This is a genomic window from Streptomyces sp. NPDC038707, from assembly GCF_040636485.1.
In the GTDB taxonomy this organism is placed as follows: Bacteria; Actinomycetota; Actinomycetes; order Streptomycetales; family Streptomycetaceae; genus Streptomyces.
This window is the reverse complement of the sequence record NZ_JBEZUP010000007.1, coordinates 223,659-249,398: the sequence shown is the minus strand read 5'-3', so window position 1 is coordinate 249,398 and position 25,740 is coordinate 223,659. Positions and strand designations below refer to the sequence as shown.

The 25,740-nt window shown below is 73.1% G+C and carries 23 protein-coding genes; 17 read left to right on the top strand and 6 right to left on the bottom strand.

Going from position 1 to position 25,740, the window contains the following annotated elements; all coding sequences use genetic code 11:
• Positions 1-150: 150 nt before the first annotated feature.
• The 8 genes from AB0E62_RS13040 to AB0E62_RS13005 all read left to right on the top strand — a co-directional run bounded on the left by AB0E62_RS13040 (position 151) and on the right by AB0E62_RS13005 (position 10,696).
• Entirely contained in the window at positions 151-888 is a 738-nt protein-coding gene (locus AB0E62_RS13040; protein ID WP_362191793.1) for a GntR family transcriptional regulator, read from the top strand.
• 199 nt (positions 889-1,087) lie between these two features.
• Entirely contained in the window at positions 1,088-2,092 is a 1,005-nt protein-coding gene (locus AB0E62_RS13035) for a sugar ABC transporter substrate-binding protein (RefSeq protein ID WP_362191723.1), read from the top strand.
• Positions 2,089-3,132, top strand: coding sequence for an ABC transporter permease (locus AB0E62_RS13030; protein ID WP_362191721.1), 1,044 nt, complete (start codon positions 2,089-2,091; stop codon positions 3,130-3,132). The genes AB0E62_RS13035 and AB0E62_RS13030 overlap by 4 nt, the downstream gene beginning before the upstream one ends.
• Positions 3,129-3,899: an ATP-binding cassette domain-containing protein gene (locus AB0E62_RS13025; protein ID WP_362191719.1), complete on the top strand. Its 771-nt coding sequence runs from the start codon at positions 3,129-3,131 to the stop codon at positions 3,897-3,899. The genes AB0E62_RS13030 and AB0E62_RS13025 overlap by 4 nt, the downstream gene beginning before the upstream one ends.
• A gap of 82 nt (positions 3,900-3,981) precedes the next feature.
• Positions 3,982-5,127 carry an ROK family glucokinase gene (locus tag AB0E62_RS13020; RefSeq protein WP_362191717.1) on the top strand — a complete coding sequence of 382 codons (1,146 nt, stop codon included), beginning with the start codon at positions 3,982-3,984 and terminating at the stop codon, positions 5,125-5,127.
• Entirely contained in the window at positions 5,124-5,705 is a 582-nt protein-coding gene (locus AB0E62_RS13015) for a sugar kinase (protein WP_362191715.1), read from the top strand. Before AB0E62_RS13020 ends, AB0E62_RS13015 begins: the two co-directional genes overlap by 4 nt.
• A gap of 96 nt (positions 5,706-5,801) precedes the next feature.
• Entirely contained in the window at positions 5,802-8,660 is a 2,859-nt protein-coding gene (locus AB0E62_RS13010; protein ID WP_362191713.1) for a DEAD/DEAH box helicase, read from the top strand.
• Complete coding sequence (locus AB0E62_RS13005) at positions 8,657-10,696, top strand: SWIM zinc finger family protein (RefSeq protein WP_362191711.1); 2,040 nt, start codon at positions 8,657-8,659, stop codon at positions 10,694-10,696. The genes AB0E62_RS13010 and AB0E62_RS13005 overlap by 4 nt, the downstream gene beginning before the upstream one ends.
• Positions 10,697-10,951: 255 nt before the next feature.
• On the opposite strand, the gene AB0E62_RS13000 is transcribed toward AB0E62_RS13005, so the two are convergent.
• Entirely contained in the window at positions 10,952-11,338 is a 387-nt protein-coding gene (locus AB0E62_RS13000; RefSeq protein WP_362191709.1) for a DUF4440 domain-containing protein, read from the bottom strand.
• A 148-nt stretch (positions 11,339-11,486) separates the two neighbouring features.
• On the opposite strand from AB0E62_RS13000, the gene AB0E62_RS12995 reads away from it, so the two are divergent.
• The 3 genes from AB0E62_RS12995 (at position 11,487) to AB0E62_RS12985 (ending at position 14,028) form a co-directional block, all read left to right on the top strand.
• Positions 11,487-11,816, top strand: a complete 330-nt coding sequence (locus AB0E62_RS12995) for a helix-turn-helix domain-containing protein (RefSeq protein ID WP_362191707.1) — start codon at positions 11,487-11,489, stop codon at positions 11,814-11,816.
• An 85-nt stretch (positions 11,817-11,901) separates the two neighbouring features.
• Positions 11,902-13,281: an MFS transporter gene (locus AB0E62_RS12990; RefSeq protein WP_362191791.1), complete on the top strand. Its 1,380-nt coding sequence runs from the start codon at positions 11,902-11,904 to the stop codon at positions 13,279-13,281.
• 57 nt (positions 13,282-13,338) lie between these two features.
• Complete coding sequence (locus tag AB0E62_RS12985; protein WP_362191705.1) at positions 13,339-14,028, top strand: DUF6882 domain-containing protein; 690 nt, start codon at positions 13,339-13,341, stop codon at positions 14,026-14,028.
• A gap of 518 nt (positions 14,029-14,546) precedes the next feature.
• Here AB0E62_RS12985 and AB0E62_RS12980 read toward each other — a convergent pair.
• Together AB0E62_RS12980 and AB0E62_RS12975 are read right to left on the bottom strand one after the other, a co-directional pair.
• Positions 14,547-15,821, bottom strand: a complete 1,275-nt coding sequence (locus AB0E62_RS12980; RefSeq protein ID WP_362191703.1) for a glycoside hydrolase family 6 protein — start codon at positions 15,819-15,821, stop codon at positions 14,547-14,549.
• Positions 15,822-15,935: 114 nt separating this feature from the next.
• On the bottom strand, positions 15,936-16,901 hold the full coding sequence (locus tag AB0E62_RS12975) for a glycoside hydrolase family 6 protein (RefSeq protein ID WP_362191701.1): 966 nt from the start codon (positions 16,899-16,901) through the stop codon (positions 15,936-15,938).
• Between the two features lie 357 nt (positions 16,902-17,258).
• Here AB0E62_RS12975 and AB0E62_RS12970 point away from each other — a divergent pair, with 357 nt between their 5' ends.
• The gene (locus tag AB0E62_RS12970) at positions 17,259-18,272 is read left to right on the top strand and encodes a LacI family DNA-binding transcriptional regulator (RefSeq protein WP_362191699.1); all 1,014 of its coding nucleotides are present in this window, start codon (positions 17,259-17,261) and stop codon (positions 18,270-18,272) included.
• A gap of 28 nt (positions 18,273-18,300) precedes the next feature.
• Here the strand turns inward: AB0E62_RS12970 and AB0E62_RS12965 are convergent, their stop codons facing one another.
• Positions 18,301-19,929 (bottom strand): glycoside hydrolase 43 family protein, encoded by a 1,629-nt coding sequence (locus AB0E62_RS12965; protein WP_362191697.1) that lies wholly within the window; start codon positions 19,927-19,929, stop codon positions 18,301-18,303.
• 373 nt (positions 19,930-20,302) lie between these two features.
• Here AB0E62_RS12965 and AB0E62_RS12960 point away from each other — a divergent pair, with 373 nt between their 5' ends.
• Positions 20,303-21,949 carry an RICIN domain-containing protein gene (locus AB0E62_RS12960; RefSeq protein ID WP_362191789.1) on the top strand — a complete coding sequence of 549 codons (1,647 nt, stop codon included), beginning with the start codon at positions 20,303-20,305 and terminating at the stop codon, positions 21,947-21,949.
• Positions 21,950-22,245: 296 nt separating this feature from the next.
• Here the strand turns inward: AB0E62_RS12960 and AB0E62_RS12955 are convergent, their stop codons facing one another.
• Entirely contained in the window at positions 22,246-22,575 is a 330-nt protein-coding gene (locus tag AB0E62_RS12955) for an ATP-binding protein (protein ID WP_362191787.1), read from the bottom strand.
• Between the two features lie 34 nt (positions 22,576-22,609).
• Here AB0E62_RS12955 and AB0E62_RS12950 point away from each other — a divergent pair, with 34 nt between their 5' ends.
• On the top strand, positions 22,610-22,789 hold the full coding sequence (locus AB0E62_RS12950; RefSeq protein WP_362191695.1) for a helix-turn-helix transcriptional regulator: 180 nt from the start codon (positions 22,610-22,612) through the stop codon (positions 22,787-22,789).
• A gap of 224 nt (positions 22,790-23,013) precedes the next feature.
• Here the strand turns inward: AB0E62_RS12950 and AB0E62_RS12945 are convergent, their stop codons facing one another.
• Positions 23,014-23,202, bottom strand: a complete 189-nt coding sequence (locus tag AB0E62_RS12945) for a hypothetical protein (RefSeq protein ID WP_362191693.1) — start codon at positions 23,200-23,202, stop codon at positions 23,014-23,016.
• Positions 23,203-23,519: 317 nt separating this feature from the next.
• Here AB0E62_RS12945 and AB0E62_RS12940 point away from each other — a divergent pair, with 317 nt between their 5' ends.
• The 3 genes from AB0E62_RS12940 (at position 23,520) to AB0E62_RS12930 (ending at position 25,197) form a co-directional block, all read left to right on the top strand.
• A complete protein-coding gene (locus tag AB0E62_RS12940; protein WP_362191691.1) occupies positions 23,520-24,068 on the top strand; it encodes a DUF5994 family protein in 549 nt (182 codons plus the stop codon).
• Positions 24,069-24,319: 251 nt separating this feature from the next.
• On the top strand, positions 24,320-24,592 hold the full coding sequence (locus tag AB0E62_RS12935) for a hypothetical protein (protein WP_362191785.1): 273 nt from the start codon (positions 24,320-24,322) through the stop codon (positions 24,590-24,592).
• A 116-nt stretch (positions 24,593-24,708) separates the two neighbouring features.
• Complete coding sequence (locus AB0E62_RS12930; protein WP_362191689.1) at positions 24,709-25,197, top strand: DUF5994 family protein; 489 nt, start codon at positions 24,709-24,711, stop codon at positions 25,195-25,197.
• Positions 25,198-25,740: the final 543 nt, after the last annotated feature.

Below are 25,740 nucleotides of genomic sequence, written 5' to 3'. Positions count from 1 at the left end.
CGCCGGGGCCGCGGCGACGACGTGCGCCACTCCCGGCTCCGAGAGCCGGCCGCTCCCGGGCATGTCAGGACAACCGGACTTCACGACTTCCCGTCAACCGGGCACCGGACTACGCTCGGCCCCGTGCCGAAACCTGATGTGGACCCGACCGTGGCGCTCGGCCTCCGCGTGGACCGTAGCTCCCCGGTGCCGCTGTACTTCCAGCTCTCCCAGCAGCTGGAGTCCGCCATCGAGCACGGCGGTCTCACCCCCGGCAGCCTGCTGGGCAACGAGATCGAACTGGCCGCGCGGCTCGGGCTGTCCCGGCCGACCGTCCGCCAGGCCATCCAGGCGCTCGTCGACAAGGGGCTCCTCGTCCGGCGCCGGGGCGTGGGCACCCAGGTCGTGCACAGCAAGGTCAAGCGCCCGCTGGAGCTGAGCAGCCTCTACGACGACCTGGAGGCGGCCGGCCAGCGCCCCGCCACCCAGGTGCTGGTCAACACGGTCGTACCGGCTCCCGCCGAGGTCGCCGCCGCGCTCGGCGTCCCCGAGGGCGATGACGTGCACCGCGTCGAACGCATCCGCCTCGCCCACGGCGAACCCATGGCCTACCTGATCAACCACCTGCCCACGGGACTGCTCGACCTGGACGCCGGCCGGCTGGAGGCCACCGGCCTGTACCGGCTGATGCGGTCCGCCGGGATCACCCTGCACAGCGCCCGCCAGTCCATCGGCGCCCGGGGTGCCACCCCCGCCGAGGCCGAGCGGCTGGCCGAGCCCGCCGGGGCACCGCTGCTGACCATGCGGCGCACCACCTACGACGACACCGGACGCGCGGTGGAGCTGGGCGACCACACCTACCGCCCGAGCCGCTACTCCTTCGAGTTCCAGCTGCTGGTTCGGTCCTGACCGTGACCCGGCATTCGATGCGATGTCCGGACAAACGGACCGCTCTCCGGTCCCCGGTCGTGCCCCGCGCGGCCGGCATGTCCGATACTGAAGTGTTTGGGGCAGGTGAGATCGCCGCCGGGACGCGCCCACGGTGAGGTCGCCCGCCCCTTATGTACGTTTCGGAGCAGAGCAAGAGCGGCAAGAAGGGCACGGCCTCGTGGCACGGTTTCGGACCTGGGTAGGCATAGCGCTGGCGGGGGCACTCTCCGTGTCCCTCGCGGCGTGCAGCAGCACCGGAGGAAAGCGGGCGGAGGACGCGCGCAAGGCCGCCGCCGCCCAGGGCAGGGCGGCGGTGAACACCCCGCGCTGGACCTTCGCCATGATCACCCACTCGGGGGACGGCGACACCTTCTGGGACATCGTCCAGAGCGGCGCCAAGCAGGCCGCCGTCAAGGACAACATCAACTTCCTGTACTCCCACGACGACGAGGCCCAGCAGCAGGCCCAGCTGGTGGACGCGGCCGTGGACAAGAAGGTCGACGGCATCATCGTCACCCTCGCCAAGCCGGACGCCATGAAGGCCGCCGTGGCCCGCGCCGAGAAGGCCGGCATCCCGGTGATCACGGTGAACTCCGGCTCCGAGGAGTCCAAGGCCTTCGGCGCCCTCACCCACATCGGCCAGGACGAGACCATCGCCGGCGAGGCCGTCGGCGACGAGCTGAACAAGCGCGGCAGGAAGAAGGCCCTGTGCGTGCTGCACGAGCAGGGCAACGTCGGCCACGAGCAGCGCTGCGACGGCGTCGCCAAGACCTTCCGCGGCAAGCTGAGCAAGCTCTACGTCAACGGCACCAACATGCCCGACGTGCAGTCCGCCATCGGGGCCAAGCTCCAGGCGGACAGGTCCATCGACTCCGTCGTCACCCTCGGCGCGCCCTTCGCCGACACCGCCGTGAAGGCCAGGACCGACGCGGGCAGCAAGGCCGAGATCGACACCTTCGACCTCAACCCCAAGGTCGCGGCGGCGCTCAAGGACGGCACCCTCGGCTTCGCCGTGGACCAGCAGCCGTACCTCCAGGGCTACGAGGCCGTGGACCTGCTGTGGCTGTACAAGTACAACGCTGATGCCCTCGGCGGCGGCAAGCCGGTGCTGACCGGCCCGCAGATCGTCACCAAGGACCAGGCCGCCGAGCTGGCCGAGTACACCGATCGGGGTACCCGATGAGCACGGTCACCGATCCCGAGCCGCTCGACGAAAGGCTGCTGCCCACCTCCCCGGTGCGCAAGCTGCTCGCCCGCCCGGAGCTGGGCTCGGTCGTCGGCGCCCTGGCCGTCTTCGTCTTCTTCGCCTTCGTCGCCGACGGCTTCCTGCGCGCCACCAGCCTCAGCACGGTGCTGTACGCCTCGTCGACCATCGGCATCATGGCCGTACCCGTCGCGCTGCTGATGATCGGCGGCGAGTTCGACCTCTCGGCGGGCGTGATGGTGACGTCGTCCGCGCTGATCTCCTCGATGTCCAGCTACCAGCTGACGGCGAACACCTGGGTCGGTGTCGGCGTGTCGCTGCTGGTCACCCTGGCCGTCGGCGCCTTCAACGGCTTCATGCTCACCCGCACCAAGCTGCCCAGCTTCATCATCACGCTGGGCACCTTCCTGATGCTGACCGGCATGAACCTCGGCTTCACCAAGCTGATCGACGGCACCGTGTCCACCAAGACCATCGGCGACATGGAGGGCTTCTCCAGCGCCCGCGCCGTCTTCGCCTCCACATTCACCGTCGGCGGCGTCGACGTGAAGGTCACCATCCTGTGGTGGTTCGCCCTGGTCGCCCTCGCCTCCTGGATCCTGCTGCGCACCCGCACCGGCAACTGGATCTTCGCCGTCGGCGGCAACGAGGACGCGGCCCGCGCGGTCGGCGTCCCCGTCGCCCGCACCAAGATCGGCCTCTACATGGGGGTGGCGTTCGGCGCCTGGATCTCCGGCCAGCACCTGCTCTTCTCCTTCGACGCCGTCCAGTCCGGCGAGGGCGTCGGCAACGAACTGATCTACATCATCGCGGCCGTCATCGGCGGCTGCCTGATCACCGGCGGCTACGGCAGCGCGGTCGGCTCGGCCGTGGGCGCCCTGCTGTTCGGCATGACCAGCAAGGGCATCGTCTTCGCCGAGTGGAACCCCGACTGGTTCAAGTTCTTCCTCGGAGCGATGCTGCTCCTCGCGACCCTGCTCAACGCCTGGGTCCGCAAGCGCGCGGAGGCGACCGCATGACCCTCGTCGAGCTGACCGACGTCAGCAAGCACTACGGCACCGTCCGCGCCCTGGAGGGCGTCTCCCTGGAGGTCCACGCGGGGGAGATCACCTGCGTCCTCGGCGACAACGGGGCGGGCAAGTCCACCTTGATCAAGATGATCGCGGGCCTGCACCGCCACGACGGCGGCACCGTGCGCATCGAGGGCGAGGAGACCAGCCTCTCCTCCCCGCGCGAGGCCCTGGACCGGGGCATCGCCACGGTCTACCAGGACCTGGCCGTCGTCCCCCTGATGCCGGTCTGGCGCAACTTCTTCCTCGGCTCCGAGCCCCGCAAGGGCGCCGGTCCCTTCAAGCGCCTGGACATCGGCCTGATGCGCCGCACCACCCGCGAGGCGCTGCTGCGCATGGGCATCGACCTCAGGGACGTCGACCAGCCCATCGGCACCCTCTCCGGCGGCGAACGCCAGTGCGTGGCCATCGCCCGCGCGGTGCACTTCGGCGCGAAGGTCCTCGTCCTGGACGAGCCGACCGCCGCCCTGGGCGTCAAGCAGTCCGGTGTGGTCCTGAAGTATGTGGCCGCCGCACGCGATGAGGGCCTGGGTGTTGTTCTGATCACCCACAATCCGCATCACGCGTATCTCGTGGGAGACCGATTCGTGCTCCTGAGGAGGGGCACGATGGTGGGAAATTACACACGGGACGAGATCACCCTGGACGAGCTGACGCGGCAGATGGCCGGCGGCTCCGACCTCGAAGCCCTGCGCCACGAACTGCAACGAGACTGAGACCGGACCGAAGGGACGCGCGCCCCCTCCCGCCCCGACCCGCACCCCACTCGGCGTGAGCGTGCGGCAGAATCGACCAACGATGAGCACCTACCGCGACCTCACCGCCCCCATCGGCTCCCGCCGAGCCCCCGTCCTGCGCACCGTCGGCACCAGGGAGCGCCGGTCCCACCTGACCGCCCCCCGCGTGCCCACGGTCGGCATCGACATCGGCGGCACCAAGGTCATGGCGGGCGTCGTGGACGCCGACGGCAACATCCTGGAGAAGCTCCGCACGGAGACCCCGGACAAGTCCAAGAGCCCGAAGGTCGTCGAGGACACCATCGTCGAGCTGGTCCTGGACCTGTCCGACCGGCACGACGTGCACGCGGTCGGCATCGGTGCCGCCGGCTGGGTCGACGCCGACCGCAACCGCGTCCTGTTCGCCCCCCACCTGTCCTGGCGCAACGAACCCCTGCGCGACCGCATCGCCGGCCGCCTCGCCGTGCCGGTCCTGGTGGACAACGACGCCAACACCGCCGCCTGGGCGGAGTGGCGCTTCGGCGCCGGCCACGGCGAGGACCACCTCGTGATGATCACCCTCGGCACCGGCATCGGCGGCGCCATCCTGGAGGACGGCCAGGTCAAGCGCGGCAAGTTCGGCGTCGCCGGCGAGTTCGGCCACATGCAGGTCGTGCCCGGCGGCCACCGCTGCCCGTGCGGCAACCGCGGCTGCTGGGAGCAGTACAGCTCCGGCAACGCGCTCGTCCGCGAGGCCAAGGAGCTGGCCGCCGCCGACTCCCCGGTGGCCTACGGCATCATCGAGCACGTCAAGGGCAACATCGACGACATCACCGGCCCGATGATCACCGAGCTGGCCCGCGAGGGCGACGCGATGTGCGTGGAACTGCTCCAGGACATCGGCCAGTGGCTCGGCGTCGGCATCGCCAACCTGGCGGCGGCCCTCGACCCGTCCTGCTTCGTCATCGGCGGCGGCGTCTCGGCCGCCGACGACCTGCTCATCGGACCGGCCCGGGACGCCTTCAAGCGCCACCTCACCGGCCGCGGCTACCGCCCCGAGGCCCGCATCACCCGCGCCCAGCTCGGCCCCGAGGCGGGCATGGTGGGCGCCGCCGACCTCGCCCGGCTGGTCGCCCGCCGGTTCCGCCGGGCCAAGCGGCGCCGGGTGGAGCGCTACGAACGCTACGAGCGCTACGCCCAGGCCCGCCGCCCCCGGGACACCGCATGACGCCCTCCCTGCCCCACCAGGGAGGCCCGCCACCACAGCCGGACCGGCCCGCCGAGGACCCCCGGCACCGGGCCCGGCGCCGGGCCCTCACCCTGCTGATCATCGTCCTGCTCATCGGCGTACCGGCCGGCTACCTGGTGATCTCCGCCAACCAGAGCCGCGACAGCGGCAAGGACAAGGAGGCCAAGTACTCCGCGACCGGCCTCACCGCCGGCTGGCCGTCCAAGGTGCAGCGCCGCCTCTACCAGGTGTCCGTCCCGCACCCCGCCGACAAGGTCGCCTACTACGAGACGAACAACTGGAAGACCAGCCGCCTCTACGTCCAGTTCCGCACCAACCCGGCCGGTCTCGACAGCTTCCTGGGGACCATGGGCGTACGCCGGGAGCAGCTGCGCGAGGACGACATCACCATCGGCGACCGCGACCGCGAGGTCAGCGGCTGGACCTTCACCGGCACCGGCCCCTGGTGGGGGCTGACCCACGCGCAGAAGAACCCCGCACCCACCCAGGACGTGGTCGTCAACCTGTCCGACCCCCAGCTCCCGATGGTGTACGTCGTCTCCCGCACGGTCCCCTGACCAGCGGCCCGACCGGACCCCGGACCCGATTGTCAGAGCCCGCCCGTAGAGTCGAGGACGACTGGCGCGACACACGGACGGGAGGTGGCAGGACGGATGACGGACGGCACGGCGGCGGTGGCCGAGCGCACGGAGGGTTCCCCCGGGCCGGACCCCGGGCACCCGGCCTGGGTGCGCCTCGCCTGCGTCTATCTGCCCGCGCCCCTGCCCCGCGACGGCCGCCTCGCCTTCTGGGACCCCGCCGGCGGCCCGCTGCCCCCGGCACCCGGGGCCGGCACCGAGGAGCTGACGGTCGTCCGCCGCCACGGCGCGGGGGTGCGCCGGCGCCGGGTGCCCGCGCTCACCCTGCCGCTCGCCCGGGCCCTGCCGCTGCTGGTGCGCGCCCGCCGCGACCCGGCCGCCCACCCGGCCACCGCCTGCTGGGGCGCCGCCGCCCTGCACGCGCTGCGGCTCGTCGCCCGCGGCCGGCTGCTGCCCGGCCTGACCCCCGCCGGGCACGACGCCTGGCGGGCCGGCCCGCTCGAGCCCGACGACCTCGCCCACCTGCGCGCCATCGCCGCCGCCCTGCCCCCCGAGGGACACGCGGTTCCCCTCCCCGGCCCCGGCGCGCTGCTGCTGCCCCAGCCCGAGGCCCTCGTCCGCTCCTTCCTCGACGCGGTCGCCGACACCCTGCCGCGCACCCCCGCCGCCCCGCACGCCTCCGGCCGGCCCTTCGCCGCCCAGGCCCCCCAGAGCCTGCCCGCCGCCCAGGAGTGGGCGGCCGAGGTCGCCGCCGGGATGGACGCGGGCGTCCGCGTCTCACTGCGCCTGGACCTGTCGGCGTACGACGTCTTCGACGCCGGCGCGGGCGACGGCACCCGCGCCGCCGGAGCCGCCGTCGTGCAGGTCCACAGCCTCGCCGACCCCACCCTGGTCGCCGACGCGGCGGCCCTGTGGGCGGGGGAGGCCGACCCCGCGTTCGGGCCCCGCGCGCGCGTGGACGCCGCCCTCGCCGTCCGGCGCGCCGCCCGGGTGTGGCCGCCGCTGGACCGCCTCGCCGAGCAGGACGTGCCCGACGTCCTCGCCCTGTCCGAGGAGGAGCTGACCGACCTGCTCGGCGTCGCGGCGAGCCGGCTGGCCGCCGCCGGGGTCGCCGTGCACTGGCCCCGCGACCTCGCCCGCGACCTGACCGCCACCGCGGTCGTCCGCCCCGCCCCCGGCTCCGCCACCGACGGCACCGGCTTCTTCGACAGCGCGGAGCTGCTCGGCTTCCGCTGGCAGCTCGCACTCGGCGGCGAACCGCTCGACGAGGCCGAGATGGACGCCCTCGCCGAGGCCCACCGCCCGGTCGTACGGCTCCGGGACCGCTGGGTACTGGTCGACCCCGCGCTGGTCCGCAAGGCCCGCAAGCGGGAACTGGGCCTGCTGGACCCGGTCGACGCGCTCTCGGCCGCCCTCACCGGCACCGCCGAGGTGGACGGCGAGACCGTCGAGGCCGTCCCCGTCGGCGCGCTGGCCACCCTCCGCGACCGGCTCACCGCCGGCCTGACCCCCGCCACCGCGCCCCCCGGCCTGAACGCCACCCTGCGCGACTACCAACTGCGCGGGCTGGCCTGGCTCGACCTGATGACCTCCCTCGGCCTCGGCGGCTGCCTCGCCGACGACATGGGCCTCGGCAAGACCGTCACCCTCATCGCCCTGCACCTGGAACGGGCCCGCCCCGAACCGACCCTCGTCGTCTGCCCGGCCTCCCTCCTCGGCAACTGGCAGCGCGAGATCACCCGGTTCGCCCCCGGCGTCCCGGTCCGCCGCTTCCACGGCCAGGACCGCACCCTGGACGGCGTCGAGGGCGGCTTCGTCCTCACCACGTACGGCACGATGCGCTCCGCCGCCGCCCACCTCGCCGGACGGCCCTGGGGCATGGTCGTCGCCGACGAGGCGCAGCACGTGAAGAACCCGTACTCGGCCACCGCCAAGGCGCTGCGCACCATCCCCGCGCCCGCGCGCGTGGCGCTCACCGGCACCCCGGTGGAGAACAACCTCTCCGAACTGTGGGCCCTGCTCGACTGGACCACCCCCGGACTGCTCGGCCCGCTGAAGTCCTTCCGCGCCCGGCACGCCCGCGCGGTGGAGAGCGGCGAGGACACGGAGGCGGCCGAGCGCCTGTCCCGGCTGGTCCGTCCCTTCCTGCTGCGCCGCAAGAAGTCCGACCCGGGCATCGTGCCGGAGCTGCCGCCCAAGACCGAGACGGACCACCCGGTGCCGCTCACCCGGGAACAGGCCGCGCTGTACGAGGCGGTGGTGCGCGAGTCGATGCTGGCCATCGAGACGGCCGAGGGCATGGCACGGCGGGGCCTGGTGCTCAAGCTGCTCGGCGCGCTGAAGCAGATCTGCGACCACCCGGCGCTGTATCTGAAGGAGCGGCCGGACCCGGAGCGCCTGGCCGCCCGCTCCGGCAAGCTCGCCCTGCTCGACGAACTGCTGGACACCCTGCTCGCCGAGGACGGCTCGGCGCTCGTCTTCACCCAGTACGTCGGCATGGCCCGGCTGCTCACCGCCCATCTGTCCGCCCGCGCGGTCCCGGTCGACCTGCTGCACGGCGGCACGCCGGTGCCGGAGCGCGAGCGCATGGTCGACCGCTTCCAGAGCGGTGAGACCCCGGTCCTCGTGCTGTCCCTGAAGGCCGCCGGCACCGGCCTGAACCTCACCCGCGCGGGCCATGTCGTCCACTTCGACCGCTGGTGGAACCCGGCGGTCGAGGAACAGGCCACCGACCGCGCCTACCGCATCGGCCAGACCCAGCCCGTCCAGGTCCACCGCCTGGTCACCGAGGGCACGGTGGAGGACCGTATCGCCGAGATGCTCGCCGCGAAGCGTGCCCTGGCCGATGCCGTCCTCGGCTCCGGCGAGGCGGCCCTGACCGAGCTGACGGACCGCGAACTGTCCGACCTCGTCTCCCTGCGGAGGACGTCATGACGCCGCCCGGCCGTCCCCACCCCGCCGACGCGGCCCGCCGCGCCCTCCGCGAGGCCCGGCAACGGGCGACGACCGAGCGGGAGGGCGGCACTCCGGGACCGGCCGAGGGGGCGGGCGCGGAGTCGGAGGCGGCTCGGAGTTCCGCCGAGGGACCGGTCGCGGACATCGGCGACGAGGTGCCGGACGCGGCCGGCGGGGACCGCGCGGTGCCGGGTCCGGCGGATGCCGGCCCGGAGAGCGCCGGTCCCGTGCGCGCGGAGGCGCCGGAGGGCGGCGCCCCGGTGCGGGAGGCCGGGCCGGACGACGCGCGCGCCGGTGCGCGTGCCGGGGATGCCGTCGGCCGGCGACCCGGTGATGTCGCCCGGGAGGCGCTGCGGGCGGCGCGGCGGGAGGCGGCGCGCACGGAGGCCGCGGAGGCCGGCGGGGCGCGGCGCGGGCGGCGGGGGTCCGCGCCGGCCCGGTCCGCCGCGCCGGGCACCTCGTCCCGGTCCGGGGAGGAGGCCGGCGGCGCCCGGGCCAAGGCCGTACAGGACATGCGGCATTACCTGGCGACCGCCTTCCGGATGCCCGCGTGGTCCGAGGCCGACACCGCGGACGGCGAGCCGGAGGACACCGCGCCCGCGGCCACGCCCCCCGCCCAGCCGGCTCCGGTGACGCCGGCCCCGGTGACGCCGGCCCCGGTGACGCCGGCCCCGGTGACGCCGGACCCGGCGGAAACCGGCGCGCCGGAAACCGCTCCGGCGGCGTCGCACTTCGGAGCCGGGACCATGGGCACCCCGCACCGCGACGGTGAACTGCGCCGTACCTTCCCGGCGTTCCCCGCCCGGGAGGGCGGAGGTGCCGGGGAACCGTTCGCCGGGACCTGGTGGGGCAACGCCTGGGTCCGTGCGCTGGAGCGGGGCGCGCTGGACGCCAAGCGGCTGACGCGGGGCCGGGGGTACGCCGACCAGGGCCAGGTGGACGCCATCACCGTCACACCGGGACTGGCACTGGCGTACGTGCGGGGCAGCCGGCCCCGGCCGTACCGGGTGCAGGTGCGGGTGCGGACCCTGGAGGACGCGGACTGGGAGCGGTTCCTGGACGCCGCGGCCGACCGGCCGGGCCATATCGCCGCGCTGCTCGACAAGGAGCTGCCCCAGTCGCTGGCCGACTGCGGTGTGCCGCTGCTGCCCGGCCCCGGGGACCTCGTACCGCGCTGCAGCTGCCCCGACTCCGGTCACCCCTGCAAGCACGCCGCCGCACTCTGCTACCAGACGGCCCGTCTGCTCGACGCCGACCCCTTCGTGCTCCTCCTGCTGCGCGGCCGGGGTGAGAAGGAACTGCTCGACACGCTGTCCCGGCGCAGTGCCGCCCGCGCGGCCCGCGCCGCGCGCGAACGGCAGCCGCGGACCCTGCCGGGGGTACGGGCCGCCGAGGTCCTGGCGAGCCGTCAGCCACCGCCGCCGCCCCCGCCGTTGCCGGTGCCGCCGCACCCCGGGCAGCCTCCCGTGTACCCCTCGGCGCCGGGCGGCCCGGACCCGTTCGCGCTGGACCAGCTGGCGACCGACGCCGCCGCCCGTGCCCACGCGCTGCTCGCCACCGGGCGCGATCCGGTCGGCGGACTGTCCCTGTGGCAGGACGCGGTGCGTCTCGCCGCGGCCCGCCCGGGTTCCGGGCTGACCGCGGCCACCCGCGCGCTGTACGCCACGCTGGCCGACGCCGCCGGCCGTACCCCGGCCGACCTCGCCCGTGCGGTCGCCGCCTGGCGGCAGGGCGGGGAGGCGGGGCTGGCCGTCCTGGAGGAGCCGTGGGACCCGCCGGCCGGGCGTTTCGACCGGGCCCGTCCGCTGCTGCTCGCCGCCGACCTGCCGGCGTTCCGCCCCTGGCGCAACCGCCTCACCCATCCGCGCGGCCACGTCCAGCTGCGACTGGGCCGTGACGGGCTGTGGTACGCCTACGAGTCGGAGCCCGGCCGCGAGGACTGGTGGCCCCGGGGCACCCCGGACTCCGACCCGGTGGGCGCCCTGACCGGCCTCGGCATACCCGACGACCTGTAACCCCGGCCGCCGCCGGCGTCCGCATCTGCCACCGCGGCGCCGCGTCCCGGCCACGGCCGGGGAAGCCCGCGTACCGGCTCCCCTGCCGGACCGCCGGAGCAGGCGGACCCCACGCACCGGCACCCGCCGCCGCGTCGGCCGCCGTGGGGCTGCCGGCGCGTGCGGCGCGCGCCACCGGTGAACCGTGACGGCGACGCCCCGCCGGTGGGCGGTCGTCCGCACGGGAACGCCCTCGTCGGCGAGGTCCCCGCGGCCCTAATCCACCTCGGGCGGCACGCGGGTGGCCTGGTGGTAGTACATCCGCCAGCCCGTGGCGTCGTCCCTCTTGCGCCAGATCGAACTGTGCCTGGTCCTGCGTTCACCGAGCAGGGTCTCGAAGGTCAGATGCACCAGGCCCGGGGCGAGCCGCACTCCCGAGATCTCCGAGGGCTCGTAGCGGGGACCGTCCGCCGAACTGCCCGGATGATCGGGCAGTTCGGCGAGCATGGCCGCATGGGTCCACCTCCGCCCCGACCCGCCGACCTCGACGAACTCCGGGTCGAGAAGCCGGGCGGCGCGTTCCCGGGAAGCGCGGACACACGGGTCCATGAGCTGCAGCTCGCCCGCGATCGCCTGGCTCACCTCGTCCGTGGCCTCATCCATGGCCCTATCCTCGCCGGACCCACGGCTCCCGCCGCAACCGATTTCGCCCCACCGGTGCGCCTCCTCGCCCGGGAACCGGCGAACTCCCTTCTCGGAACGCATAGTTCGATCATCCCGAACTGTCGAACTGTCTGCTAGGGTCATGCACATGCGACCGCTACCCGAGCCCGCACCCGAGTCGATGACGCTGGCCTCCGTGTTGTACGCGCTCGGCGATCCGGTGCGCCTGGAACTGGTGCGGCGGACCTGCGCCGACCCCGGGCGGACCTGTGCCGTCGAGGACCTGGGAGTGCCGAAGTCGACGCTGACCAGTCACTGGCGGATCCTGCGCGAAGCCGGAGTCGTCAGGATGGCCGTGGACGGCCGGTACCGGCGCATCTGGCTGCGCACCGACGAACTGCGGGAACGATTCCCGGAGTTGCTGGACGTGATCCTGCGGCTGTGTGCCGAGGAATCGCCGCGGGGCGCCCTGACGTAGCGCAAGAGATCAGCAGCGGGAAAAGTGGAGAAGGGGACGCCTCGTGTCCGTAGAAGCTCGGTCCAACCGTGCGGTGGTGCTCGCCATGAGCTGCGCGGGGCAGTTCATGGTGCTGCTCGACAGCACCATCGTGGGTGTGGCGCTCCCCGACATGCAACAGCGCCTGCACACCGAGTTGTCCGGCCTCCAGTGGATCGTGGACGCGTACGTCCTGCTGGTCGCCATGCTGCTGCTGACCGGCGGTGTCTTCGCCGACCGGTTCGGCCGCAAACGGGTGTACCTCTCCGGCACGGTGGTCTTCACCCTCGCCTCGCTGCTGTGCGCCGTCGCCCCCTCGCTGGGCTGGCTGGTGTTCGGCCGGGTCCTCCAGGGCATCGGGGCGGCCGCGCTGAGCCCCGGCTCGCTGGCTCTGCTGGCCGCCGCCTATCCCGTTCCGCACGAGCGGGTCAAGGCGATCGGCCTGTGGGCGGGCATCAGCGGCATCGGCCTGGCCGCGGGACCGCTGGCCGGCGGCATCCTCGTGGACGCCTTCGACTGGCGCGCCATCTTCCTGGTCAACCTGCCCATCGGGGCGGCCCTGCTGCTCGCCGCGCTGCCCACCCTGACCGAGTCCCGCAACCCCGCCGCGCCGGCCATCGACGTCCCGGGCACCCTCCTGTCCATCCTGGGTGTCGGCGCCCTGACGTACGGGCTGATCGAGGGCGGGACCAAGGGCTGGACCTCACCGGTCATCCTGGGCAGCTTCGCCGCCGCCGCGGTGATCACCGCCGCGTTCGTCGCCGTGGAGGCACGCCGGCGCGCGCCCATGATGCCGCTGCGGCTGTTCCGCGGCCGGCTGTTCACGGTGTCCAACACGGCCATGCTCATGGTCGGCTTCTCGCTCATGGGCTCGGTGTTCTTCTTCTCCCAGTTCTTCGTCGCCGTGCAGGGCAGCTCGATCCTCGGCTCCGGCCTGAAGACCCTGCCCATCTCGCTCGGCATGGCGCTGGTCAGCCCCTTCGCGGGCCGGCTGGCCGCGCGGTACGGCTTCCGGGTCGTGGTCACCACCGGTCTGGCGGTGGCCGGAGCGGGGCTGCTGGCCCTGGGCTTCGTGCACGCGGACACCCCCTACGGAAACATCTGGTGGCGTCTCGCGGTCAGCGGCATCGGCTTCGCCCTCGCCATGTCGCCGCTGACCGGCGCCGCCATCCAGGGCGTCGGCCCGCAGGAGGGCGGACTCGCCTCGGGCATCAGCAGCACGGCCCGGCAGATCGGCGCGGTGCTCGGCGTGGCCGTGCTCGGCGCCATCGTGCTCGGCCGGCAGTCCTCGGGCGCGTCCTTCGAAGCCGGTCTCGACAGCGCCTTCGTCACCGCCGGCGTCGCCACCTGGGTCACCGCGGTCTTCACCGGCCTCTGGCTGGTCAAGTCCCGGCCCGAGCGGACCGCCGCCCCGGAGCCGCGCCCCCGGGCACGGACGACCGACTGACCGCGGCGGAGCCCCCGCGCGTCCGACCGCGTGATCCACGGATCATAGAGTGGGGCCATGGCGAGTGAATTCAGCGATGCCTTCCTGCGCGAGGCCGAGCGGCACGCCGCATGGGGCGCCGTCCAGTTGGAGACCCTGACCGCGTTCCTGCCCGAGGGGCCCTGGACCGCCGACCTGGAGGCCTGCCGCTACCGGCAGGGAGAGCTGGACCTGCGCGTGGGTGTGCTGGGGACGTACGACACCGCGGAGCGGTCCTGGATGTGGGGCTGGGCCAACCCGGGGCTGCGGGACACCCCGGTGGTCTCCCGGGCCGCCGCCGTCGAATGGTACGGACGGGCGCACGGCATCACCGAACTGACCGAGGAGGTCCTGGACCTGTCCGGGTTCCCGGACCCGCGCCGGGCCGCCGAGACGCTCGCCTTCACCGGCATGGGGGTGGCCGGGGCCCCCGGCTACATCGGCGCCCCGGCGGGACCGGCCACTCAGGTGTACTTCCTGCCCGACGACCCCCAGGTGCCGCGCGCCGGCCTGGACCCGGTCGCCCTGCCGCGGACGCTGCTGACCGGCGCCCGGCTGATCGGGCACTCGGCCCGGGACGTCGTCAGCGGATACTTCGACCACCACGGGGTCCCGCACCGTACGGACGACGACCGGATCGTCGCCGGACTGCCCGGCGGCAGCGCGGTCGAGGTCACCTTCGACGCGGCCGGCCGGATCGCGGGAGTGGAGGCCGGGATCCTCCCCTGAGCCGGGCGGATCGGGGAAGTACCAGCGCTCGGACTCTCCCGTCAGGACGGCCAGGAGGAAGGGGGCGCACCGGGTGGCGTGGTGCTCCCCCTCGGGGGCGCGCCCCTCGTTGAACAGCACCGTCCGCTCGTGCAGGTCCCGCCCCGGTCCGGCGAGCCGGCAGAGCATCGCTCCGCTGCCCTCGATGCAGGCCCAGGGCGGCACCCGCGTACCCGGCCGGTCGGGTTCCGCCGGCTTCGGCTCGTTCCGCCACAGCAGGGCGAGCACCTCCTCCCGCTCCGCGGACTGGGGAATGGTCTCACCGCGCTGGTCGACCGCGTTCCCTGATCTGGTCCCCGATCGTCCGCATGACCGGCGAACCGGCGAACCGGCGAACCGGCGGTCCCGGTCGGAGCCGCCGATCTGCGCGCCGAGCAGGTGGGTCTTGCGGAGGGCACCGCTCCCGACCGGGCCTGCCCCGCCCCGGCCGGAGGGCATCGCTCCCGACCGGAGGGCACCGCTCCCGGTCGGGCGGCCGCTCAGTGGTTGAACGTCAGGCGCGGTACCGCGTTGCGGGCCAGGGTGTGGGCCTGGTCGGGCCACCAGGCGCCGGCGGGCGGGTCGACGATGCCGTACTCGGGATCGATCGTGCCGCCGGTGCCGCGCGTGCAGCTGCCGTCGGACTCACCGGGGATCTTGACCCACAGGTAGGCGTCGGCGAGCGGGACGCCGGTGTCTGCGGTGGGACGCGGGCCGAGCCCACGGCCGGGCGCGTTGCACCAGGACTCCGGGTCGCCGCTGTACTTGCCCGGCTCCGGCGTCCAGGCACCGCGGCCGTTGCGGCTGGTGTCGATGACGAAGTGGCTCAGCTCGCCGGCCGGCGGTGTTCCCGCGTTCTGGTCGTACCAGGCGTCGGTCCACCGCCAGGTGGAAGGGTCGGTGGACGAGACACTGCCGCCGGGGGTGCCGTCGTTGGGGGCGGCGGACGAGTAGTACTGGCTGGCGCACCAGTCGGCGTGGCCGCGCGCCCACTCGGGGCCCTCGGTGGCGAACCACATGCACTTGGCCACCCAGGTGCCGTACCGGGCGTTGTGCTCGGTGGGGTGCATGTTGGACACGTTCAGCGAGAAGCCGTCGCCCTGGCGGACCCCGGCGTCCAGCAGCCGCTGGGCGATGTCGCCGACGGCCCGCCACTGGACGTTGCCGGCGTCCAGGTAGACGGCGGTGTGCGGCCTGGCCTTCAGGGTCTTGACGGCGTAGGCGAGGTCGGCGATGCGCGTGGCCGTGAGTTCACCGGTCGGGTCGGTGTCCGGTCCGCAGTCCCGGGGGAGCAGGGCCAGGCCGTCGGGTTCCACGACGACCACCGCGCCGCGGTCGCCGATCCCGGCGGCGAAGGCGTCGATCCACTGCCGGTAGGCGGCGGAGGAGGCGGCCCCGCCGCTGGAGTACTGGGAGCAGTCCCGGCCCGGGACGTTGTACGCGACCAGCACGGGAGTGCGGTGCACGGCCCCGGCCCGGCGGACCAGCTTGCCCACCTTGCCCCGCACCTCCTCGGGCGTGCCCTCGGTGAACCACGTGGCCTGCGGCCGGCTGGCGACCTTGGCCATGTTCGCGGCGTTCTCCAGGTCGCCGTTGCGGAAGTCCGCGAGGGCCTGCTCGGCGGCCTTGCTGTGCGGGTCGACGTAGAACCTCGTGGCGGGGCTGACCTCGCCCCGCGCCGGCGCGGCCTCCGCCCCGGTGGTGGTGAGCGCCGCGCAGGCGGCGAGGGCGGCGACGACGGCGGCCGTGCCGCGTCTGAGGCTGCGTACTGTCATGAACTGCTCCTGGTCGGTGGGTGGATGGAGCGATGGGCGGGTGGAGCAAAGGGGCGGGTGGAATGGGCGGAGGGCCCCCGCACCCGTGACCGGGCCGGGGGCCAGGGGAGCGGATCAGTAGCCGTAGATCATCTTGTAGGCGACCTCGGGGAGGAACTGCCCGGCCGAAGATCCGCTTCCGACGCCGCAGTTGCCGTCGGACTCGCCCGGAGTCTTGATCCACAGCAGCATCTCGGCGCCTCCGCCGAGCCGGGTCGGGGTGCCGATGCGGCGGCCCGAGGGGTTGCACCACTGGCCGTTGGAGCCGTTGCCGTTGCGGCTGGTGTCCACGACGAACGGCTTGGTGTAGCCGTAGCGGCGGCTGAGTTCGCTGTTGACGGCGTTGCCGTAGGCGGTGTTCTCGGCCGTGGTGAAGTAGTTGGAGATGTTGAGCGAGAAGCCGTGGGCCTGACGGAGGCCGGCGGCGTCCAGGCGCTGGGCCATGGTCGCCGCACTCGCCCAGCCGGGGTTGCCGGCGTCCAGGTAGACCCAGGTGTTGGGGGCCTGGCGGCTGAACTGGGCGAGGGCGCCGGTGAGCATGGACTGGCGTTCGGCGATCTGCGTCTGCGTCATGCAGCCGTAGTCCCCGAGCGAGTCCGGTTCCAGGAGCACCACGGCCGGGCGGTTCGCGATACCGCCGGCGAACTGGGCGATCCAGGTCGCGTAGGCGGACGCCGAGGAGGCTCCGCCGGCGGAGTGCCCGCCGCAGTAGTCGCGGTTGTAGATGTTGTAGGCGACGAGGAGGGGCAGTTTGTCCTGGGCGTCCGCGGCCCCCGCGTACGCCCCCGTGGCGGTGCCGATGCTGCCGCTCCAGGAGCCGAACCAGCGGGCCATCGGGGTGCTGGCGATCGCGGAGTTGATCGCGGAGGCCCGGCCGTCGCCGGGGTTGGCGGCCACCCACCGTTTCGCGCTGGAGTCGGGGTCCGTGTAGAACCCGCTCGTCATGGTGGTCGGGTCGGCCGCGTGCGCGGACGGGGCGACGGCGAACGCCAGCGGCAGAGCGAACAGGCCTGCCACCAGGGCGCGGATCCTACGGCGCATGACGGTACCTCGGTTTCCTGGCAGAAGGGCGCGCACGCCCTCGTCCCGGGCGTGCGTCGCGCTGAGGAGGTGCGGTGGTACGACGCGGAGGTGCACTGGTACGACGCCCCGTTGGGAGCGCTCCCATTGGAAGCGGTCCCATAGCGCCATGCGGCCTACGGGGTGTGGTGTGTCATCGTGTGGCGGGCTGCCGGAGCTGTCAAGAGCAGCCGCGCGTACCGCAGTTCACAGCCGTTCCCGGCCCTTCACGGGACGCGTCGCAGGCTCTAGAGTCCGTGAACTGGAAGCGCTCCCAGTCCCGTCCGGCGCTTCCGGCCCCCGGGCCGGAGGCCTCCGCACCGAAAGGCTCGCAGGTTGATGGCAGCAGCCGCGCCGCGTCGGCAGCCGACGCTCGACGAGGTGGCCGAACGCGCCGGTGTCTCCCGCTCCGTGGCCTCCCGCGCGCTCAACAACGCCCCGCACGTCAGCCGCGCCAAGCGCGAGGCGGTCGAACGGGCCGTCCGGCAACTCGGTTACGTGCCCAATCCGACCGCGCGCGCCCTCGCGACCCGGCAGACGGGGGCCGCCGCCCTGGTCGTCTCGGGAGAGGATCCGTCGATCTTCGCAGACCCGTTCTTCGCCCAGGTGATCGTGGGCGCGTCGGCCGCCCTGGAGGAGGCCGACCTGCATCTGATGCTGTGCCTGGCCGCGTCCGACCGGGGCCGCAGACGGGTCGCCGAGCTCCTGCGGGGCAAGGGCGCCGACGGCGTCATGCTGATGGCGCTGCGCGAGGGCGACCCGCTGGCCGAGACGGCCCGGCAGGCCGAGATGCCCGTGGTGTTCGGCGGCCGCCCGGTCGGCTCGACTCCCCGGTGGTACGTGGACGCCGACAACACCGGCGGGGCGCGCGCGGCGACCGAGTACCTCCTCTCCCGTGGCCGTCGGCGCGTCGCGACCCTCTGCGGACGGATGGACACCGAGGCCGGGCGCGCCCGGTACCGCGGCTACCGGGACGCCATGCTGGGCGCCGGCCTCGATCCGCTGCCGCCCCGGGAGGCCGACTTCACCGAGGCCGGCGGAGCCGCCGCCATGGCGGCGCTGCTGGCCGAACACCCCGACGTCGACGGGGTGTTCGCCGCCAACGACAACATGGCGGCGGGGGCGCTGCGCACGCTGCGCGAGGCCGGCCGGCCGGTCCCCGACGAGGTCGCGGTGGTCGGCTTCGACGACCTCGCCGTCGCCCGGATCGCCGACCCGCCCCTCACCACCGTCCATCAGCCCATCACGGCGCTCGGCCGGGAGATGGCGCGCATGCTCGTCGCGCTGGTGGGCGGGCAGGACCCCACCCCGCTGATCCTCCCCACCCGCCTGGTCGTCCGCGCGAGCGCCTGACGGCCGTGCCCCGCCGTCCGGGCCCCGGTCAGGGCGTGGACAGCTCGAAGCGCGTGACGCGGACCGCGCCGCCGAGCGCCTGGGTGGCGTGGTTGAAGAGGGCGAACCGGTAGCCCATGAAGAACCGCCAGTCGTTGCCCAGGGTGAAGTCCGGCCCGAGGCGGGTGAACGTGGTCCCGTCGGTGCTGTAGGAGAAGGTGCCGGTACGGGGCGCGCCGGGGCGGATGTCCGCGCCGGCGCGCAGCCAGATCCGGCCGCCGGAGACGGGCGCGCTCGCGAGTTCGGTGCCGGTGCCCGTGGTGTTCCAGTTGGTGTCCATGGTCAGCCCGCCGACCATCACCAGCCGGGTGACGCCGCCGTCGCGCTTGAGGCCGATCCACGCGGAGGAGTCACGGAGCAGCGCGAGTCCGGCCCGGTCGCCGTCCCGCATCGCGGAGTGGTCGAGCTGGACCGTGGCGGTGGAGGTGGGGCCCTGGATGCGGTGGGTGAGGGTGTTGCGGGCCCAGTAGAGGTCGTTGGTGACGGTCGCGGTCCGCAGGGTCAGCCCGTTGCCGGTCGACCACTTGGTGTTGTCCGGGTTGTGGTTCCACTCCCACCTCGGCGCGAGGGTGGTGCCGTCGAAGGTGTCGACGCCGGTCATGGGGGTGACCTGGCGGGGCGGGGCGGGCACGGCCGGGCTGGGATAGGTGGTGCCCCAGGCGCCGTTGACCAGCTGGACGACGGGCCAGCCGTCCGCGGTCCAGGTGACCGGCGCCAGCGCGGGCATCCGGCCGCCGGGGTAGGCGTCGACGAAGGCCAGGTAGTACCAGGCGCCGCCGCGCGTCTGCACCAGACCGCCCTGGTGCGGTACGCCACCGCCGGGGATCGGCCCGCGCAGGTCGAGCAGGACCTGCCGCATGGTGTACGGGCCGAAGGGGCCGCCGGACGACTTCAGGATGTACTGACCGTTCGCCGGACGGGTCAGGAAGATGTAGTACTGGCCGTTGATCTTGTAGAAGCGGGAGCCCTCGAGGGTGCCGACGCTCGACGGTGTGGTGAACACCTGTTGCGTACGGACCTGGGTGCGGCCGTCGGGCGACAGCTGGGCCACGTTGATGGTGGTGTTCCCGTACGCCACGTACAGGGTGTCGTCGGTGTCGACGAGCAGTCCCGCGTCGTAGTACGCCGTGCCGATCGTCGTGAGCCGGCTCCACGGCCCCTCGGCGGCGGTGGCCGTGTAGACGTACGTCTTGGCGAAGTCGATCTGGCCGAGCCAGTAGAAGGTCCTGTTGCTCGGCCGGTAGGCCAGTGACGACGCCCAGATGCCCCGGACGTAACCACGGCCGCCGTTCAGGTCGTACTTGGCGCCGAAGTCGAGGACGGGCACCGAGTGCCCGGCGATCTCCCAGTTCACCAGGTCGTACGAGCGAAGGACGGGCGCGCCCGGCGAGTAGTGCATGGTCGAGGCCGAGGCGTAGTAGGTGTCGCCGACGCGGATGACGTCGATGTCCGCGAAGTCCTGCCAGATCACCGGGTTGGTGTAGGTGCCGGAGGCGGCGGTGGCGGGGGCTGCCCCGGCCAGGGGGAGGGCGGGGAGGGCCGCGCCGGCGGCCAGGCCGGTGGCGGCCGTCAGCGCGCGGCGACGGGACAGTGGTCGGTGCGGCCATGAAGGAACCATGGGCGGCGTACTCCTTGCGGCTCGGCCGTTACGGGGGCGCGGGGGGCGTTACCTGGAGGTGCCTTGCGGGGAGCGGAGCGACGCCGAATGTTCGTGATATCGAACGACGGTCGGCGTGCCGGTCAACCTGGATGATCGAGGGGATGGGGGGCCTCGTCAACCCTTCTCGCAGGGATCGTGGAAGCAGCCGAAACATTCGGCGTCCCCGCGGCCCGCCGACGACCGCTGAACGCCGCCCGCGGCGAGGCGGGTTCGTCCGACGGTGTTGACACACCGGACCACACCTCTACCATCGCTCAGCACCTGAGTTTCCGAACGGCATCCGAAATTTCGGACGCTCCTTGTGCCCCCTCCCGGAAAGGGACCCTTCGTGCTGCCCAGACGATCAGGCGGACGACTCCTCCGCATCCTCGCGACCGCCGTGCTGACGGTCACCGCGTCCCTCACGGCCGCCTCGCACTCCACCGCATCGGCCGCGCCGGGCAGCCCGGCGCTCACCCCGCCACTGGGGTGGAACAGCTGGAACAGCTTCGGATGCGGGGTCACCGAGGCCCAGGTCCGCCAGGCCGCCGACGCGATGGTGTCCTCGGGCATGCGGGACGCCGGCTACCGCTATGTGGTGGTCGACGACTGCTGGTTCGACCCGCAGCGCGACGCGCAGGGCAACCTGCGGGCGAATTCCGCCAAGTTCCCGAGCGGGATGAAGGCGCTCGGTGACTACATCCACGGCAAGGGCCTGAAGTTCGGCATCTACCAGGTGCCGGGCGAGCGCACCTGCGCGCAGGCCACGGGCGGCTACCCGGGCTCGACGGGCAGCAAGGGCCACGAGGCCCAGGACGCCGCCGCGTTCGCCTCGTGGGGCGTCGACTACCTCAAGTACGACTGGTGTTCCTCCAGCGGCACCCGGGACGAGCAGGTCGCGCGGTTCACGCTCATGCGCGACGCCCTGCGGGCCACCGGCCGTCCGATCGTCTACAGCATCAACCCCAACAGCCTGCACGCCATCACCGGCGCCACGTACAACTGGGGTGAGGTCGCCGACCTGTGGCGGACCACGGAGGACCTGCTCGACATCTGGCAGAACGGCAACACCAACAGCTACCCGATGGGCGTCGGCAACGTCCTCGACGTCACCGCGCCGCTGGCGGCGCAGTCCGGCCCGGGACACTGGAACGACCCCGACATGCTGGTCGTCGGCCGCCCCGGACTGTCGCTGACCGAGTCCCGCTCCCACTTCGCCCTGTGGGCCCTGCTGGGCGCCCCGCTCATGGCCGGCAACGACATCCGCACCATGTCCGCCGACGTGAGTGCCATCCTGCGCAACCCGCGGCTGCTGGCGGTGAACCAGGATCCGCTGGGCGCGGGCGGGCGCAGGGTGCGCGACGACGGCGCCACCGAGGTGTTCGCCAAGCCCCTGTCGGACGGTTCGGTCGCGGTGGGCCTGTTCAACAGGGGAGACGGCGCCGCGACGGTCACCACCTCGGCCGCTCAAGCCGGCCTGACCGGCGGGCCGTTCACCCTCACGGACCTGTGGACCGGCGCCACGTCGAGCACGTCCGGGCAGATCTCGGCGACCGTCCCCGCGCACGGCGTGGCCGTGTTCCGGGTGACCGGTGGCAGCCCGCTGGCCGCCACCACCTCGCGTCTGCGGGGCGGCGCGTCCGGCCGCTGCGCCGACGTGGACAACGCCTCCACGGCCGCCGGGGCCACGGTCCTGCTCTGGGACTGCCACACGGCCGCGAACCAGCTGTGGACCACCTGGGCGGGCGGCGAGATCCGGGTCTACGGCGACAAGTGCCTGGACGCCTACGACCAGGGCACCGCCAACGGCACCCGTGTCATCACCTGGCCCTGCAACGGCCAGGACAACCAGAAGTGGACCCTCGGCTCCGACGGCTCGATCCGCAACGTCCACGCCGGCCTGTGCCTCGACACCAACGGCACGGGCACGGCCAACGGCACCTCGCTGGTCCTGTGGACCTGCGACGGCCGGGCCTCCCAGAGGTGGTCGCGGGCCTGAGCGGGCGTGAACGGGGGAGACCCGTCAGGAGGGGAGCGACCGATAGGCGGAAGCCCCGGCCGGGGAAGATCACCGGCCGGGGTTCCGTCACCCGGCGTTCCGCTCCCGCAGCCGCTCCTCGCGGGCTGTGATCACTCGTAACCGGTGCGGCTGCCGCGAGGTCCAACGGTCCGGCCCGCGCTCCGGCCTCAAGACCCACGTGGTGCCACCACAGACGTCCGTGACGATGCCGCACCGGTCGGCGTCCTCGTCATGGACCAGGTCACCCACCCACGCGCGGGGCTTCTGCTCGCCGGTCATCCGTGTCCCTTCCTGCCGATGCGCACACGCAACCGACCGGGGCGTTCGACGACGACCTGGATGGAGTCCCGCCGGGCGTGCCGAACGGCATTGGTCACCAACTCGGAGGCGATCAGGGCTCTGTCGTCGGCCGAATCCGGCAGGTTCCAGGCGGTCAGTGCGACGTGGACCAGGCGTCTGGCCCGGGCGGCGCTCTCGGGCTCGCGCGGCAAAGTCTCGCTGCACCGGGAGTGTCCGGTACAACGAGCCCGCGTTGTCGCCGGGGCGCTGCGCGTACGGGTAACCGCGCAGACGTGATCACGCGGGGGAGCCGACGGGGGGGCCATGGAGGGGCCACACTGGACGCGGAAGGGAATCGACATGAGCGACACCACCGAGCGCCGCCGCCGCTTCGGCGCCTATCTCGCCGGTCTGCGGCGGAACTCGGGACGCTCGCAACGGCAGTTCGCCGCCGCGCTGTGCGCCGTGTCCGGTGCCCAGTCGATCACGCGCAACGAGGTCTCCCGGTGGGAACGCGGCGAACGCATCCCGGACGTATGACTTTCCGCCTTCGCTCAGGTACTCGGGGTGCCGTCGCAGGAGCTGGAGCAGGCCCGGCCGCGTACGCGCGGGGGGACGCCCAGGCCACCCTCCCCGGAGGCGTGACCCCTCTGGTGGACCTGCTGCCCGCTGCGGAGGTATGGAAGCCGTCGGCAGCCCCCTGCGGCCGTCGGATCGGCGCGGCGACCGTGGACGGCCTGGCGGCCCGGGTGCACGGCCTCCGGCTAGCGGACGATGTCCTGTCCGGCGGCGACCTGATCGCCCCCGCCTTCCGGGAACCGCGCGCTGCCGTCCGGCTCCACCGCGAGTCCCAGCACTCCGAAGACACCGGGCGCCGCCTTCTGGTGCAGATCGGAGAGCTGGGACAGATCACCGACCCTCTCGTCCCGTACTACCAGGACGTCTACGACCATGTGCTGCGTGCCATCGAATGGACGGAATCACTGCGGGACCTGGTGGCCTCGGTCATGCGGCGGCCGTCATCGTGGTCCTTTCCGCCCGTGCTGTACCTGACGTTCAAGCGTAAGGACTGGCTCTGGCCGGCCCGGTGCCGGGCGCGGGTGACCAGGACGAAAGCAGGAAATAGCTGGTCACCCCCGGCTTCTCGGGCCGGTGAGCGGAGTAGTGTGAAAGCACCGGGAGTTCTTCGCGTACCGGCTCCGCTGCGGGTGCCGTTTCCGGTGATCGACAACGCCGGGCCGCACCACGAGCCCGGGGACAGGTCCGCGCCATGCCCGTGACCATTGACCGTACGACATCGAGCAGGCGCGCGCCGCCCCAGCCGGCCCGGCTGTCTCTCACGCCCGCACCGGGCGGCCTGGACGGCATGTGGTGGCCGCGTTCCCGTGCCCTCACCCGTGAGCTGCCCGCCCTGACGGCCGCGCTGGTCGAACAGTGGGGCCGCATCACAGGTGTCACCGTGCACCCGGCCTACTGGCCCGTCATCCCACGCTGGGTGTCCGTCGCCGGGCGTACCGTGCAGGTGGACTGGTCCACCGAGACCCAGGACCCGCACAGACTGACTCTCTCCCTGCGCGACGGTCGCCGAGACGTGCTGGTGATTCCGCCGGAAACCCGTGCGGAGGCAGCCGCGCAGCTGATGGCGGGCGACGGCACCGAGGCCCCGGCACGGGAGGAAGCAGCAGACAGGATCGACGCCCGGATCAGGGAAGAAGCGTGGGAGACCGACGGCGGAGCCGGCCGGGCCGTCGTGCCTGCCCCGGTATATCGGATCGGCAGGCCCTTCGCCCACCGTTCGACGGAGATGAGGGGACCATGACTGTCATCGCCGCGGCCGCGCTGCTCCTTCTGATCGCCGTCGGAGTCGTTCTGATCCGCCGGCTCAACGGCCAGCACGCCGAACGGATCGCTGCCTTCCACTACAGCGATGTTCTGCCGGGGATCGGGCGTCGGCCCCGTAGGCACCGTCGGCCGGCGGTGGACGCGACCGTTCCGACGCGCCTCACCGCGACGGCGACCGCGGATGACATCGGCTTCGGTCCGACGGTGGGCAGTAGAGGAAGGCGCGTGATGGCGATATTGCGAGACCGGAAGACGTATCGCAAGAGGATCATGCAGGCTCTGTACCAAGCCGCCGAGGGCAATCGCCTCCTGGGCGTCGACGGGGCGAAGCTTCGCACGGAACTCGGTATCCCTGAGCAGGACATGGCCGCTGCCTGTATGTACCTGGCAGGTGAAGGCTGGGTCGTTGTGGACTGGGGGAGGGGCAACACGCCCGCGATGATCACACTGACGCACGAGGGGATCCGGCAGATGGAGACGGAAGAGGAAGGGCGTGGCTGAGCCGCCGCGTCGGCTTCTCGTCCTGCGGCGATCGCTCGCGCGAGCGTCGTGCGGAGTACGGTGAGGTGGCAGGGTTGTATCGCGGTCGCACGCTTCTCCACGGACGGGCGGACACCATGGCCGACTCAGACACCCCCGACCACCTCCCCGGGCTCCTGCCGGACGCCGTCCACCGGTCGGTGCACCCCGGGACGGCGCTGCTGCGGCTGGAGACGACACACGCACGCGAGGGAATCCTGGACGGCGCATGGTGGCCGCGGTCCCGGGACATCGGTGCGGAGCTGCCCTCGCTGCTCTCCGCGTTGACCGAGCATCTCGGGCCTGTCACCCGGGTCGGTCTGGACGGCAGCGCCTGGGACGACCTGCCGACCCGGGTGATGGTCGACGACCGGGTCGTGCACGTCGACTCCTTCCCGGTCGGTGACGACACCGTCCTCATCACCCGGGGCGACCGGGACCACTTCTCCCTGATGCTGGTCCCTCCGGACACGTCGCCCGACGCGGCACGCGCCGCGATGGCCAGGGCCGTACGGGCCGACAACGTCACCGAGGCCAGGCAGATCCTCATCGAAACGGGCAGCGACACGCCACCTACGCCGGCCTGACACGTCCGTCGCAGATCGCCTCCCCATCGGCCTGGACGCCAGATGCGGGCGAACTCCTCCGTCTGCTGGGCGAATTCCCGGGCCATGGCGGCGCTGACCGTGGGCTTGGTATCGCGGATCGTGTCCAGGTAGTCGTCGGTGGTGGGGGTGGTCCGGGTGCCGGTGTCGGAGGTGCGCTCGAACTGGGCCTGGGAGACGGTGCGCGCCGCGTGGGCGATGTCGGCGGGGGTGGACCCCTCGCTGGCGGACGCGAGTCCCGCGCTGCCGGCCCGTGCGCCCGCTCGGGCCAGGTAGCTCTCCCACAGTGCGGTCCTGGCGGTGTGGTCGGGAGGGCCGATCGGCAGCACGTGATCGAAGCGGCCGTGCCGCAGGAACGCGGAGTCGAGCGTGGGCACGTTGTTCGTGGCGCGGACGAGCAGCCGTCCGTCCTGGCTTCGGAACCGGACGATCGGTGCCCTTTGCCGGGCTCACCGGGTGGGAGATCCGAGGTGAACACGTCGCGCTCGGGCGGGTCGGGCTCCTTCGTCAGCGGCACGGCGCCAC

What these genes read in the sequence shown, in the direction of transcription:
- AB0E62_RS13030 (WP_362191721.1), top strand. Translation starts at nt 2,089, where the DNA reads ATGAGCACGGTCACCGATCCCGAGCCGCTCGACGAAAGGCTGCTGCCC.
- AB0E62_RS13025 (WP_362191719.1), top strand. Translation starts at nt 3,129, where the DNA reads ATGACCCTCGTCGAGCTGACCGACGTCAGCAAGCACTACGGCACCGTC.
- AB0E62_RS13020 (WP_362191717.1), top strand. Translation starts at nt 3,982, where the DNA reads ATGAGCACCTACCGCGACCTCACCGCCCCCATCGGCTCCCGCCGAGCC.
- AB0E62_RS13015 (WP_362191715.1), top strand. Translation starts at nt 5,124, where the DNA reads ATGACGCCCTCCCTGCCCCACCAGGGAGGCCCGCCACCACAGCCGGAC.
- AB0E62_RS13010 (WP_362191713.1), top strand. Translation starts at nt 5,802, where the DNA reads ATGACGGACGGCACGGCGGCGGTGGCCGAGCGCACGGAGGGTTCCCCC.
- AB0E62_RS13005 (WP_362191711.1), top strand. Translation starts at nt 8,657, where the DNA reads ATGACGCCGCCCGGCCGTCCCCACCCCGCCGACGCGGCCCGCCGCGCC.
- AB0E62_RS13000 (WP_362191709.1), bottom strand. Translation starts at nt 11,338, where the DNA reads ATGGATGAGGCCACGGACGAGGTGAGCCAGGCGATCGCGGGCGAGCTG.
- AB0E62_RS12995 (WP_362191707.1), top strand. Translation starts at nt 11,487, where the DNA reads ATGCGACCGCTACCCGAGCCCGCACCCGAGTCGATGACGCTGGCCTCC.
- AB0E62_RS12990 (WP_362191791.1), top strand. Translation starts at nt 11,902, where the DNA reads ATGAGCTGCGCGGGGCAGTTCATGGTGCTGCTCGACAGCACCATCGTG.
- AB0E62_RS12985 (WP_362191705.1), top strand. Translation starts at nt 13,339, where the DNA reads ATGGCGAGTGAATTCAGCGATGCCTTCCTGCGCGAGGCCGAGCGGCAC.
- AB0E62_RS12980 (WP_362191703.1), bottom strand. Translation starts at nt 15,821, where the DNA reads ATGACAGTACGCAGCCTCAGACGCGGCACGGCCGCCGTCGTCGCCGCC.
- AB0E62_RS12975 (WP_362191701.1), bottom strand. Translation starts at nt 16,901, where the DNA reads ATGCGCCGTAGGATCCGCGCCCTGGTGGCAGGCCTGTTCGCTCTGCCG.
- AB0E62_RS12970 (WP_362191699.1), top strand. Translation starts at nt 17,259, where the DNA reads ATGGCAGCAGCCGCGCCGCGTCGGCAGCCGACGCTCGACGAGGTGGCC.
- AB0E62_RS12965 (WP_362191697.1), bottom strand. Translation starts at nt 19,929, where the DNA reads ATGGTTCCTTCATGGCCGCACCGACCACTGTCCCGTCGCCGCGCGCTG.
- AB0E62_RS12955 (WP_362191787.1), bottom strand. Translation starts at nt 22,575, where the DNA reads ATGGCCCCCCCGTCGGCTCCCCCGCGTGATCACGTCTGCGCGGTTACC.
- AB0E62_RS12950 (WP_362191695.1), top strand. Translation starts at nt 22,610, where the DNA reads ATGAGCGACACCACCGAGCGCCGCCGCCGCTTCGGCGCCTATCTCGCC.
- AB0E62_RS12945 (WP_362191693.1), bottom strand. Translation starts at nt 23,202, where the DNA reads ATGGTCGTAGACGTCCTGGTAGTACGGGACGAGAGGGTCGGTGATCTG.
- AB0E62_RS12940 (WP_362191691.1), top strand. Translation starts at nt 23,520, where the DNA reads ATGCCCGTGACCATTGACCGTACGACATCGAGCAGGCGCGCGCCGCCC.
- AB0E62_RS12935 (WP_362191785.1), top strand. Translation starts at nt 24,320, where the DNA reads ATGGCGATATTGCGAGACCGGAAGACGTATCGCAAGAGGATCATGCAG.
- AB0E62_RS12930 (WP_362191689.1), top strand. Translation starts at nt 24,709, where the DNA reads ATGGCCGACTCAGACACCCCCGACCACCTCCCCGGGCTCCTGCCGGAC.